General features: G+C 37.2%; 10 protein-coding genes. 1 reads left to right on the top strand and 9 read right to left on the bottom strand.

The genetic code is table 11. The annotated features are described in order from the left end of the window. Nucleotides 1–12: 12 nt before the first annotated feature. The 7 genes from eda to P20429_RS04980 all read right to left on the bottom strand — a co-directional run bounded on the left by eda (nt 13) and on the right by P20429_RS04980 (nt 9028). A complete protein-coding gene (eda, locus tag P20429_RS04950; RefSeq protein WP_007585331.1) occupies nt 13–630 on the bottom strand; it encodes a bifunctional 4-hydroxy-2-oxoglutarate aldolase/2-dehydro-3-deoxy-phosphogluconate aldolase in 618 nt (205 codons plus the stop codon). A 229-nt stretch (nt 631–859) separates the two neighbouring features. Next, nucleotides 860–1792 carry a sugar kinase gene (locus P20429_RS04955; RefSeq protein WP_007585330.1) on the bottom strand — a complete coding sequence of 311 codons (933 nt, stop codon included), beginning with the start codon at nt 1790–1792 and terminating at the stop codon, nt 860–862. A 74-nt stretch (nt 1793–1866) separates the two neighbouring features. Further along, nucleotides 1867–3174, bottom strand: coding sequence for an MFS transporter (locus P20429_RS04960; RefSeq protein WP_007585328.1), 1308 nt, complete (start codon nt 3172–3174; stop codon nt 1867–1869). 2 nt (nt 3175–3176) lie between these two features. Then, nucleotides 3177–3521: a cupin domain-containing protein gene (locus P20429_RS04965; protein WP_002962963.1), complete on the bottom strand. Its 345-nt coding sequence runs from the start codon at nt 3519–3521 to the stop codon at nt 3177–3179. A 5-nt stretch (nt 3522–3526) separates the two neighbouring features. Further along, complete coding sequence (locus tag P20429_RS04970) at nt 3527–5737, bottom strand: heparinase II/III family protein (RefSeq protein WP_007585325.1); 2211 nt, start codon at nt 5735–5737, stop codon at nt 3527–3529. A 5-nt stretch (nt 5738–5742) separates the two neighbouring features. Continuing rightward, on the bottom strand, nt 5743–8001 hold the full coding sequence (locus tag P20429_RS04975; RefSeq protein WP_007585322.1) for a polysaccharide lyase 6 family protein: 2259 nt from the start codon (nt 7999–8001) through the stop codon (nt 5743–5745). A 148-nt stretch (nt 8002–8149) separates the two neighbouring features. Next, on the bottom strand, nt 8150–9028 hold the full coding sequence (locus tag P20429_RS04980; protein ID WP_007585320.1) for an NAD(P)-dependent oxidoreductase: 879 nt from the start codon (nt 9026–9028) through the stop codon (nt 8150–8152). 647 nt (nt 9029–9675) lie between these two features. Between P20429_RS04980 and gloA the strand changes: the two genes are divergently transcribed. After that, nucleotides 9676–10077, top strand: coding sequence for a lactoylglutathione lyase (gene gloA, locus P20429_RS04985; RefSeq protein WP_007585316.1), 402 nt, complete (start codon nt 9676–9678; stop codon nt 10075–10077). A gap of 283 nt (nt 10078–10360) precedes the next feature. Here gloA and P20429_RS04990 read toward each other — a convergent pair whose 3' ends face one another. After that, the gene (locus tag P20429_RS04990) at nt 10361–10627 is read right to left on the bottom strand and encodes a DksA/TraR family C4-type zinc finger protein (RefSeq protein ID WP_007585315.1); all 267 of its coding nucleotides are present in this window, start codon (nt 10625–10627) and stop codon (nt 10361–10363) included. A gap of 251 nt (nt 10628–10878) precedes the next feature. Then, a complete protein-coding gene (locus tag P20429_RS04995; RefSeq protein ID WP_007585314.1) occupies nt 10879–13746 on the bottom strand; it encodes a pitrilysin family protein in 2868 nt (955 codons plus the stop codon). Nucleotides 13747–14023 lie beyond the last annotated feature (277 nt).

The following is a 14023-nucleotide window of genomic DNA, read 5'->3' as shown; positions in this document are numbered from 1 at the left end:
ATGAAATCCTTTCTATTTTAAAGCCTGGATACAAGAATCAGTAATTGCTTGCCAATTTTCTTGTTCAACCCACTCTTTTTTCGCTATCCAAGTACCGCCAACGGCGAATACATTATTTAAAGAAAGATAGTCCATTTTGTTACTTTCGCTAACGCCGCCTGTAGGGCAAAAGCTGACTGCTCTAAATACTGACGACACAGCTGATACAAAAGGTGCTCCTCCGGCAAGCGAAGCCGGGAATAATTTTTGCTCTTCAAAGCCATATTCAAGTGCCATTAAAATATCACCGGTGTTTGATACACCAGGAAGTACCGGCACATTACATTTAGCAAGTGCTGTAAGTAATGCAGGAGAAACTGCTGGCGTTACAATAAAGTCAGAACCCGCTTCAAGTGCTTGCTCTAAAATGTCAGTATTTATGACTGTACCCGCACCGACTTTTAGCTCTGGCACTTGTGCCTTAATAGCTTTTAATGCTTCTAAAGAAGCCTCTGTTCTTAGTACTACTTCAACTAAAGTAAGGCCAGCGTTAGCCATAGCTTTCGCTATTTGAACACCTTGCTCTGGCGTATCAGCTTGAATTATAGGTAGCAGTGTTTGTCCTGACATAAGTTCAGAAAAGCGAGTCATAACGTTGTTCCTTTATAAAAAGTAATGCGGCCGAGGTATGGCGGCCTTTAATGTTTAATTATTTTGTTATACCAATTGCATTAAATTAATGAGCTATTATAGCGACAAGAAAATAGCTCAATAACAAGGCTAAAATTATGATACATAGTTGTTCTATATAAATAATTTTTAACGTAGTTAGTGAGTTATTTAATACGCTAAGGTGATCATGTTTTTAATAAAATTGGTATCAGATACCAGCTTCAACCATTGCTAGCTGAAATATATCTTTTGGAGCAATAGCGCCTGGCTGTTGTATAACCGCACCGGCGGCTTTTGCAGCAAGTTGTACAGCACTCGAAATTGGTTTATCAGATAAACGAGCACCTAAGTAAACACCGTTAAAAGCATCGCCTGCTGATGTTGTATCTACAACATTTGTTACCGGTATTATGGTGTGGCTTTGAAGCGTATCGCCCTCTTTTGTCACTACCGATTCAGGGCCATTTTTAACAACAATTTCTTCAATTTGGTAAGGTTTTAAATATTCAACAACCGCTTCTACGCTATGAACGTCATAAAGTGTTGTTAAATCTTCAACGCCTGGTAGGGTAATATCTGCAAGCGTAAAGGCTAAATGATATTGCTCTTTAGTTTCCTCTACACTATTCCACAAACGCGCTCTGTAGTTAGGATCAAAAACTATTTTAACCCCAGCATCTTTGAGCTGCTTTACAACTTTCCAAAAATGCTCACGTGCACTTTCTTCAATTATTGCTAATGAAATTCCTGAAAAGAAAAACATATCACCTTGGCTAAGTTGCTCGAGTGCATCAGCATCTAAAAAATCAACAACCTTTTTAGCTGCAGAATCATTACGCCAATAAATAAAGCTACGCTCACCATGCTCATCGGTTTCTATGTAATACATGCCGGGTACTTTGGTATCGTGAGCAAATACGAGTTGTGTATTTATTTGTTCACTTTCAAAGCGTTCTAGCATTTTTTTACTTAAATTATCTTGACCTAAAGCCGTAACAACCGAAGTAGTAACCTGCGGGAAGCAACGTTTTAAATACACTGCAGAATTATAAACATCGCCTGCAAATGATTGGTGTAGTGTGGCTGCGCTCATAGCTCTAAGCTCGACCATGCATTCACCGATAAAGTAAATATTTTTCATCTTGGAAGTTACCCTATGTAGTTAACTGCTATGCGCTTATACAAAACATGTTGGCATAGCAGTTATTATCTAGATTATTGAGGCTTTTTAAGAGGTTCTATTTTTGGAATTAAAATCCAAACAGCTGCCATTGCTATAATGGCTAAAGAAGCACCAATAACAAATGCTGGCGTATAGTTACCGTCAGCAGTAAGAATAGGCACAAGCGATGTAAGGCCTACAGCACCAAGTTTTGCCGCCATACCAGAGAAACCTGATAATGTACCTACAGCTTTTTTGCCTAACAAATCACTTGGTAGTGTTTGCACATTACCAATTGCAGTTTGAAAACCAAATAATATAACAGCCATAATTAGTACCGCTGTCGTTGGTCCGCCTGGATTTGCCATTGCAAGTAACGCAGGTAACATAATTAAACAGCCCAGCGTTATAGTTAGCTTACGTGTTTTATCTGTATTCCAACCGGCTTTGAGTCGATTTTGAGCTAATAAGCCACCAAACCAAGCACCAAACATAGCGCCAACATAAGGTACCCAACCATATATACCAATAGACTTAACATCCATGCCGTATACTTCGTTTAGGTAAATAGGTATCCAAAAAACAAATAACCACCAAATAGGGTCAATCGCAGCAGAGGCAATAATTACACCCCAGCTTTGCTTACGAGAAAGTAACTCAGCAGTTGAAGGGTTATATTCTTCTTCGTCTTCACCTGTTACATCGCCATTATCATCAACACGTCTTTGACCTGTTAAGATATATTCACGTTCTTCGGCAGTAAGCCAAGGATGAGAGCTAGGCGGCGCTTTAACTAAAATTAACCAAGGCACTAACCAAAGAAAACCTAATACGCCCACAAAAACAAACACCATTTGCCAGCTAAAGTAGATAGTTAAATAAGCAATTAAAGGAATAGCAATAATACCGCCAATAGCAGCGCCAGAGTTAAAAATACCCTGTGCTAAGGCACGCTCTTTAGTAGGAAACCATTCAGCATTACCTTTAGCTGCGCCCGGCCAGTTACCGGCTTCTGCTACACCTAAGATTGCGCGAAAAATACTAAGGCTAAGCACACCTTGTGCAAATGCATGTGCAACGGTTGCAATAGACCAAACACCTATCGATAAAACAAAACCGAAGCGTGTGCCTACCCAGTCAAATATTTTACCAAATATGGCTTGACCAAATGCATAAGCAAATACAAACACAATTGAAATATTAGCGTATATTTGTTTGCGTTCTAGCGCTGATTCATCAGGAAATAAATCTTCAACAATGTCCGGCCAAAGCACACTAAGTGCTTGACGGTCGATATAGTTAATAATGGTAGCTAGCGCAATTAGCGCTATAACCCACCAACGTAAGCCTTTAAGTTGCATAATTAATCCTCAAGAAAGTCTTCACGCGCTGGACTAAAAGTATCAATCAGGATTCCGCCTGTTGGGCAGGTAGCTCCATGATCAGCAAATGGTGGGATTAAGCAGCTATCACCCGGTTTTAAGATTTTAGTTACGCCATCAATGTTAAAGTGGAACTCACCTTCAACAACATACGTTACTTGAGAATGTCTGTGAGCATGGTTATAACCAATAGCCCCTTTCTCAAACCAAATTTTAACAGCCATTAGCTCTTCGTTATAACCTAGCATTTGACGTTTTAGACCATTTCCTAAATCTTCAATTTCGGTCTCGTTGCCAAATGAAAAGTTTGCGCTTTGCTTTTGCATCCTATTTACTCCTGATTATTGTTCATCATATAAACGCCTAATCGGCCATTTAAAGTGAACTCTTTATTTTGATAATTGAATGTATTTTTAGCTGAGGTTGGTGCTTTATTAATAGCCACTAAATATGACTTGCCTTTAATATCAAGTTCAACAAGTGTTAAATCGCCCTGCTGACTATATTCAAGCTTTGTAACTCTACTAACAGCTTCTAACGTATATTCTTTACTTGGATTGTATTCACCGTGAGGCTCTAATACAGATATAAATTTATGATGCTTTTGACCCTCAACACGACGAATAAAACCGTTTTCGTTGCGTAAGTTAAAATCAGGGTCGTTTGCGCCTATTTGAGTAAACAAGAAAGACTCATCACCTTTCACCAAACTCGTTTGCGTATAAAAGCGACCATTTTCGTTTAACCACGTTACTTTAGCTAAACCACTTTGAGGTTGCGCTTGAGCTTTAAGCCATAGATGCTGGTAGCCATTTTTAGTACCTAATGCAGACAGTTGTGTTGCATTCGCTTTTAGCTCAAAGCTGGTATCTATAAGCTGACCTTTATAATGCAAAGGCAAATCAAGCTGATGTGCTTTATTTGCTGCAACATCAAATATATCAAGTGCAACTGTACTTTGTAGTTCAGGTAAGTTAATAAGTGCAAGCGTACGCTCAAGATCAACGCCTTTATAAGCTGTGCTTATTTCGCCGCTTGAAACCGTGCCGTATTCATTCGTTTCGAAAAAGTTAAGTGTAGGGTAATTACTATTTCCTACTTCAACATTTGCATTAAAATGCGTTGTTTCGTCAACCACTACCGTATTGTGCGCAACAGTGTGTTTAGCGTAAGTTTCGTTTTCAGGTAAATAACGACCGCCGTATTTAGCTTCTACATTTAAAAAACGTGCTGCGCCATAATCAGATACAATTTCATTACCGTGGTCGTAAAACTGCCATGTTAGTTTATCAAAATGACCGTGACCTAAGCCTTGTGCAGCAGGTTTAAATAGTAGAGCTTGATCGCCACCTACCTGCGTTCTCATTACAACTAGAGCACCTTGTTTACCGTCATTACCATCGCCGAAGGCAACAGATTTAAACGAATAAGGTTTTGCCATGTTGTTATCAAGTGCTTGAGCTACTTTTAGTCCATCACCAGAGAGAATTATTTGGTCTTGTTGCTTAGCAATATCTAAATAACCTGCATCGTTAGTTAATCCATACGCTGCAGTTACACCATTAACTAACTCAATAGTATCGATACCTTTACTTTTTATTGCATCGTTAATTGGAAAAAACAAACCGTTGTAGCTAAGTTGAATCGTCGTATCAATCGCTTTTAATAATATGCCATCGCGATATTCAAAGATTTTTCGTTGTGGTTCGTTGTTTTCAATCGCTTTAGCAAACGTTACAAAGGGTAATAGTGCAAAGCGTTGATAGTAAGGGCCTTCGTTATAGTAACCTTGTGGTGAAAACAGCATCTCTAGCTGCTTAATAAAGCCACCTTTACCCGACTTTTCTAAATCGTATAATGATTTTTCTACCCACTCAGGTTCACCTAATACATACCCTGCCATGCCAACACCAGCTGTTGCCCATGTTCCATGGTTATGTACTTTATTAAATGTAGAGGGTTGGCCTACTGATGTGAACAACGAAACAGGACGTAGTAAGTCATTTTCAATTTTTTTAATGTTATCGGCATTTAACGAATCATGAATTAGATCATAAGCTTGTATTGTGTACACAAGCCACATTGCTTCATTTAGGCTTTGCCAAAAAAACTTACCTGGATTTTGCGAGTCCATTTTACGTTTTGGATGCAGACCAAGCGTTGGGTATAATTTTGCATACTCAAGCAACATATCACGCACGTAATTTGCATATTTATCATCTTGGCTTAGTTGATAAATGATGCCCGCGTTGTACATAAGTTGGTAATTTTTCTTATGACGCTCATGTGTATAACCACCACCACCATCTTTTGGTACAGGTACCGCAATTGGTTGAGCTATTTGTTCGTCTACTTGCGCTTTTAATAGCTCAAACGCAGTAGAAAATTTACCTTCGCTGCCTATTGCTTGGCGCATATGACTTACGTCATCAGTAGTAATTACTAAGTTTGGGTGCGCTGCATGCGCACCCAATGATGTAAGTAATGTAAGTGCTGCTACAGCCGCTATTTTAAAACCTGTTTGGCATTTTAATAAGTACATAGTATTTACCCTGCCTTATTTAAAATGTTGTTATTTTTTAATACTGCTGTATGTGGGCCTTTAACTCTTAGTTCTTTAACACTTGGTGCTTTAGTTACATCAAATGTATTACCTGAGATTTCAGTTTTAGGCTCGCCTACTGTGTGCTCTACAACAATAGGAGCAGATTTAACAAATTTATTATCTTTGATATTAGTAACCTGAACACCGTGAACATAAATGCTCGCTTGCTCTTTGTTACGCTTACCAAGGCCAACGTTATTAAGCGTGTTATTTGTCATTTCAAAATGAGGGCCAAATGTACTTTCATCAGTACCACCACGGTAAAGCTTAAGTACACCACCTTGCACATCATTAAATGTATTATTATTTACAATAACGTATTCCGCGTTATAGACACCTAAGTCTTCAATTTCAGTATTTAGACGTAAAATGTCACCTGTTACTGTATTAAAGGTATTACCTGTAACAATAATTTCGTCAGCCATTGCACCTTTTCCAGTGATAAAGAAATGGAATGAATGATTAATATCTAAAGCATTTAACTCTGAGTTGGTCATTACAAAGCGGTAATTATCAACCATACCCCATTTTTGCGTACGAACAATGCTGTTACCTATTGCATCTGGCGCGTTTTCACCTGAAATAGATAAACCATCTAGTTTTAAGCTGCCGCCATCATGTATTTCAAACAAGGTAGAGCGTTGAAAAGTAAGTTTAGACTTTGTGTTCTGCTTTGCTTTAATTGTCAACGTTTTATCAATTTTAACCAGTTTAGAAACATCATACTGGCCAGGCGCTAGTTCTAGAACATCACCCGACTCTGCATTATCTATAGCGTCTAGTAATGCACTTACATCAGCTTTAACAGAATGTGTCTTACCAGAATCAAAATCAACTAAAGCAGGTACTTTTGCATACCAGCTAACACCGGTATCTTCTTTTTTAAGTACTTTTAAATCGCGCTTTGCACCTACATTTAAACTTTTAGATGTTGGGTAAAGTAGACCATTACTTGCTTTTTTAAGCGTGATTTTTTCTTTTTTTACACCGTACGTTAGCTCAGAAAGTACTTTTGTATCAGCAATGTTGTTACTTAGTACCAGCCCGCTTACATCATCAAATGTTGTAAATGGCTGTTCACCATCTTGATTTATGATTAAGTTGTTTTTCATTACGCTATCTTTAGGTGCAGCGCTACGCTCAGCATCGCTACCTGCGGCAAGTTGAATATGACGCACATTTATAAATGTGTTGTTTTCAATTGTCGCATTTTCAACTTGGTGATAACGATTTATAGATGAATTTGGTACGCCGTTCATAACAGTAAAACCACTGCCAAAACGATAGCCTGTTAGACCTTGTAGGTAGTTATTTCTAACAATTTGGTCTTTATTGATAACGCGAATACCACCTGTGTGGTCAACACCATTACCAATAAAAATATTTTCTTCTATAAGGTTACCGTTACCATGGCGCAGCGTTAATGTACCGCGCGCTTCATAAAATACGTTATTACGAAGAATGTTTTTGCCTGACTTAACCGAAACAATTTCGACTTCACCATTGGTGCGTTCAAAATAGTTATTTTCTACCAATGTATGTGAATCAGTTAATGAGTAATGGCTGGTGCCAATACGTAGGGTTTCACCACCGTTTGAACCAAAAGTTGGACGGTAGCCAAAATAGTTGTTGTCTATGCGGTGATAGTTTTCCTGACTTGCTTGAGTGTTTAAACGAACAGCAACTGTCACACCTTTATTTCGTTTGCCAACTAAATGACTATGATCAAAGCGGTTATGTTGTCCATATAATGCAACCCAATAATCAGACTCTCGTTTGTCTGGATTACTGTAATTATCGATTACTGTTTGAGTAACTCGTGAATTGTAGGCTAATTCATTTTTATTTTTACGAAACTCTATTACAGCTGAGCTCGGTGTGTAGCCGTCTTTAAATACTAAACCTGAGGCTTCAAGGTATTTACCTGCAAGTCTTAGGTTCGATTGACCCGATAAAATTACTTTACCGTTAGTTTCAGCGGTCAATAAAATAGGAGAGTTTCTTGTACCTTGGCCTTCAAGTAGGATTTCGAAGTCAGACCAAGTACCATTTTTAAGTACTACTTTGTCGCCAGCAACTAGATTAGCTGCGATATCATTAAAAGCTTGTTTACTTTCTACAAAATAATCTTTGGCCGCTATTTGTGTGGATATGCAACCGATGAGAACTAGACTAAGCTTTATTGTGTTAATCAAACGCATAGTTAACTCTTTTTCGTTGTGACTGAAAGTAGTGCTTCATCAGAATTTAAAAAAGCTGACATTGCACAAAGACTTTAGTCAATTGGTGTCATGTGTGTTAAAGCGCCTTAAGCCAAAAGCTTAAAGCGCTCAATAAGGTCGAGAAGTATTACTTTTCTAGCTTTTTGAAGTAATCAAAAATTTCAGGAACGTTACCTTGACCCATACCAGCGTCAAACGCTGCTTGTAGGTTAGCTGATGAACCTTCAGCGATTTTTGATTCAGTACCTAGGTCTTCTACCATTTGTAGGAAGTAGCCTAAATCTTTGTTTGCATTAGCAATCGAGAAACCAAGGTCGCTAACATTATCAACTGCATAGTTTTTACAAAATTGCATAAACGGTGAATTAGATGGACCAGTCGACATGATGTCAAAAAGTTGTTGACGGTCAACACCAGCAAGCTCTGCAACTGCAAATGCTTGTGACATAGCACATACTGTAGTCATGCCCATGAAGTTGTTGATAAGCTTAGTTGTATGACCTGCACCTAGCTCGCCAAGATGGAAAACGTTTTCACCTTGATCTTCTAGTACTGGTTTAACTTTATTGAATGTATCAATATCGCCTGCAGCCATGATGTTTAAAAGGCCGTCTTTAGCATGTGCTGGTGTACGACCAAGAGGAGCATCAATCATGCCTGCGCCTTTAGCTGCTAAATCAGCACCAATTTTTTTAGTAGATGATGGAATAGAAGTACCAAAATCAACTAGTACTGCACCTTCTTTAATACCCGCTAGGATACCGTCTTCTGCATAAATGATTTTTTCTACAACGGCAGAAGTTGTAAGACAAAACATAACAATATCTGAACCTTCAGCTAGCTCTTTAGCAGTGCTTGCTGTTTTTGCGCCTCTAGCGACACATGCTGCAACCGCATCTTTGCTAAGGTCCATAACAATTAGCTCATAGCCTTTGTTTTGTAAATTTTCGGCCATGTTGCCGCCCATTAAGCCTAAGCCGATGAAACCGATGACTGGTTTTGACATGAATAACTCCTAAATATGTGGCGCATACTTTTATAAGAACAAGTAAAATCTACTTTAAAATACGCTGTGTCTTTGTTTCAATTTGTAGAGTAACTTTAAGCTTGAGTTATTTATAAATTAACCTGTGCAAAACGTAACTCTGATTAATTACCAATACATTGTATTCACTCAAACCAAGCAACTTACCAATTGGTATGCAAAAACTGTATTACCATACGCCTTTTTTGTCAACCAATAAGTTAACCAAGTAAATCCCATATTTTTACAAATTACATACAAATAAATTTAATATCAATTAAAAACAAATAGTTAGATACAACAAACCCAATCAGACATAGGTTAACTTTTGTTGAACAATCAGTAACTTTTTTTATACTAATAGGTTGACCAATAATTGAGTGTTCTTTATTTAAATATGCAAAATTCAATAAAATGGTTCATTAATTGGTAATTTACAATTGATGTTATTGGTAAAATTATAAAGACCATACGTGAACAGCTTCCAACTCTAAATGGTATTGAGGTTGTGATTTGTACGCAACGCCTACATATATGGCTAATACATATAAAAACCACAAAATGCGCTTAATAATAGCGCTTAGTTAAAAATATACTGAACTTTGAAAAGTCACTAAAGGAACTGAATAATGCGTTTATTACATACTATGCTGCGTGTAGCGGATTTAGACAAATCAATTGCTTTTTATACTGAAGTATTAGGTATGAAGGAATTACGCAGAGCTGATAACAGTGAATACAGATACACTCTTGCCTTTATTGGGTATGGCGAGGAAGCAGATAATACAGTATTAGAGTTAACTTATAACTGGGACGAAGATAGCTACGACCTGGGTAATGGATATGGTCATATTGCCATTGAGTTTGATGATATTTACAAGGCCTGTGCTGATATTAAAGCTGCCGGTGGCAATGTAAGCCGTGAACCTGGGCCTGTAAAAGGTGGTACTACTGAAATTGCTTTTGTAAAAGACCCTGATGGTTATTCAATAGAACTTATTCAGAAAAAAGATGACATGAGTAAATTTTAAATTACTTAACAACTAGTTCAAGTTATAACAATTTGCTTAATGCCAATCTGCTTATATATGGGGTCTATTTAACGTTAAGAAAATTACGCTAGGACTAGGCAAAAATTTTTGTATCTAGTTGTTTTAAATAAAAATTTTTTAACGACGTTATATTGCAATTTAATTCGTTAAATTGATCAAAGATTTATGCTGGTTGGTATAACTATGGGGGGTTTAATTTTATAAATTGTTCAAATATTTATGCAGGTTGGTATTAAATAAAAAGGTGCTTTTCAGCACCTTTTTAACGCAACTGACTATCTTTACTGCCACGTCTATTAAACGATTTAGCGCTAGCATCATTACCTTCTATTGCAGCTTGGCATACAACACAGTAGCGCACTCCTGGTAACGCGAGCCTTCGTGCTTGTGGGATTTTCTCATCGCACTCATCACATAGCTCTGCACTTGCGCCAGATATTAAATTGCTTCTTGCATACTGTACGGCGTCATTAACACTCGCATCAATTTGATCTTGAATTGCACCGTCTCGTGCCCATCCACTTGCCATAAATCCTCCTAATAAAGTTGGATGTTTAAATTTATGCTACCAAATCGAATCTTTATAAGTACTGAATAAAAGAGCTAGGAATGTGATGCCCTTTGAAGGTTTAAACTACAAAATTATATTTTATATCTAAAGAAAGATGCTGTAGTTGCTCCTTGTAATCTATTTTTCACAAAAAATTCAACACTCTACAATTAGGCAAAAAAAAAGCATCTAAAAAAGCTGCTTTTTAATTTCAATGATTTATTTAAAAATTAAAGACTGTAGTCAACAACCTTCATACCTAATTTTTCGAGCTCTGGACGAAGTGTTTTAGCATCACCCACTACTAAATAAATCATGTCTTTAGTATTTAAGTGTTTTTTAGCTAAGGCGTTAACTTCTTCTTTGCTGATATTGCTAACAATCTCATTTCTTTCTTTTACAAAGCTAGGTTTTAAATCGAACTCTAATATTTGTGCTAAAAAGCCAAGTTTTGCATTAGGCGTTTCGTATTTAAGCGCATCTTTTTGATTGATAGCCTTACGCATAAACATAAGCTCTTCGTCAGTGACACCGTTTTGAGCATAGTTATTAAGTTCATTAGTAAACTCTGTAATAGATGCTGCAGTAGAGTCGGCTCTCACCGCTGCAGAAGCGGTAAAGCCACCTGATGTTTTATCACCCCAGAAACGAGAGCGAGCACCGTAAGTATAGCCTTTATCTTCTCGTAAATTTAGATTGATACGGCTGTTAAACGTGCCACCAAGTGCAAAGTTCATCAAGTTAGCTTTAAAGAACTCACCTGTAATATCTTCAACCATATCGCGTTTACCTATACGAATTTCTGATTGAGGAGCGTCTGGTTTATCAACCAAATAAATTACATTAGTTTCTACTTTAGGGTCACTGAAATCAACCGCTACTAAGCTCGATTTACCTTTCCAATTTGTAAGTGTAGCTTTAACTTTTGGTTCAATTGTTGACTCTTTTAAATCAGAAACAATAATTACTTGAGCGCCCTGCGGTTTAAAGTTTGCGTTATAAAAAGCTTTAACGTCAGCAAGTGTAATAGCCTCTATACTATTAAGCGTTCCAGTACTTGGAAGTGCAGCTATATTGTTGCCATATAGTAATTTACTATATGTATTAGATGCTAAATACCCAGCATCCTTCATTGAATGTTGAATATTTTGAATGATTTGCTTTTTATTACGCTCAAAGTCATCTGCATTAAATGCTGGTTTAAATAACTTTTCTTCGACAAGCTTTAGCGTTGCATCTACATTTTTGGTTAAGCTAGAAACATACACATTTGTATGTGTTTTATCTGAGTAGATACTTACCTGGCTACCTAGTTTTTCAAGCGCGTTACTCATCTGCTCTGTAGTGTAGTTTTGCGTTGACTCGCTCATTAACGATGCAGTTATTGATGATAAACCCACTTTACTAGCTTGCTCACTGTACAGGCCACCCGGAACTTTAATGAAAATAGCGGTAGTTGGCGTTTCTGTACTTTGAGTACCTAATATTTTAATACCGTTTTCGGTCTTAGTTTGCCAAAGAGTAGGAACATCAACAGCAGGATTTGCGCCGGCCTCTGGATGAGCACTTCGATCAAATGTATCAACAGCTCTTCGTGCCACTAAATCATCAGCTGAAGTAGTAGATGGACCTCCAAAATCATGCGATTTAGGCGTAAAGTTGTCTGGAGCAGCTATAAGTTGAGTTTGCCCTTCTGGAACAACACTCATAATAACGGCAGATTTACCTTTGATATATTGATTAAAAACACGCATAACATCAGCTTTTGTAACTTTGTTATAACGTGCAATCTCATCTTTAGCTGAATTTGGGTTACCTGTAAACGTTTCTGACGCGGCTAGTTGAGAGACTTTTCCTGATACGCTTTGCAGACCAAAAATTGCACCAGATTCTATTTTAGCTTTTACTTTATCTAAATCATCTTGTGTAACGCCACGCTCTTCAAATTCAACAAATGAATCACGAATGATTTTTTCCATATCAGCTAACGTTTTCCCTGCTGTAGGATTTGGTAAAGCATAAAGACTAATTGAACACGCTAACTCTTGGCATGGATGATTTGCACTTGCTTGTACAGCAAGTTGAGTTTTAACTAAGTTTTTGTATAGTAGTGAATTATTACCACCACCCAATATTTCAGCAAGTATATCAAGAGGTGCTTCATCTTCAGAGCGAGCGTAAGTAGTTGGGAAACTCATACTTAATAAAGGTAAATGTACCTTATCTTCCATTGAAATATATCTATCAGCATCTAGTGTTACAGCTGTTTTTTCTACTGTAGGGATTTCAGGGCCTTTTGGAATTGGTGCAAAGTATTTAGTAACTAATGGCAGTATTTCATTAGCGTTGATATCGCCACCTATAGTAAGCGTTGCATTATTAGGACCATACCACTTTAAAAAGAATGCTTTTAAATCATTTACATTTACGCGATTAAGATCGTCCATAAAACCAATTACTGGCCATGAATATGGATGACCATCTGGATACATCGCTTGAGCAACACGTTCACCTAAACGACCATAAGGGCGATTATCAACACGTTGGCCGCGCTCATTTTTTACTGTTTCGCGTTGTACTTCAAATTTTTCTTGGGTTACAGCATCGAGTAAAAAGCCCATTCGATCAGCTTCTAGCCACAACATTTTTTCTAATTGATTTACAGGTACTGTTTCAAAATAATTTGTTCTATCTGAGTTAGTTGTACCATTTAAAGTACCGCCTGCTTCAGATATTATTTTAAAATGTTCCTCATCAGCAACATTCTCTGAACCTTGAAACATCATATGCTCAAAAAAGTGAGCAAAGCCTGACTTACCCAACTCTTCGCGAGCAGAACCAACGTGGTATGTTACATCAACGTGTACTAAGGGATCTGAATGATCCTCATGCACAATTACAGTTAAACCGTTATCTAGTTTATATTTTTTATACGGTATGTTGATTTCACCTGCATTAGATTTCACTGACTCAATAAGTGTAACGCCAGGAATTGATGTTTCTGTAACAATATTTTTATCAACAGTTTGAGTTGAGCTATTACATGCAGCCAACCCTGATGCAAGTAAAACAGCAAGTGCAATTTTTGTGAGTTTCATTTTTTAGTCCATATTTAAATTAACTCAATGAGTTTAAAGACTAATTAAAAGTACAACAAGGAATATGGAGCGATTATGGGTTTGGTTTTGTAACAAAGTGTAAATAGATTGATATAAAAATGAAGTGTAAAATGAAGGTATTAATTTGTGGTTTTATTCTAATAACACTGCACTTCCCTATCTAAGTAGTAAATGACATAGCTAAGAAATTGATACTCTTAATAACATCGTGCATATAGAATGTTATGTAACACTGCTTTATACAATACTTAAAATA

This window comes from Pseudoalteromonas sp. BSi20429, assembly GCF_000238895.1.
In the GTDB taxonomy this organism is placed as follows: domain Bacteria; phylum Pseudomonadota; class Gammaproteobacteria; order Enterobacterales; family Alteromonadaceae; genus Pseudoalteromonas; species Pseudoalteromonas arctica.
This window is presented reverse-complemented; position numbering and strand designations above follow the sequence as displayed.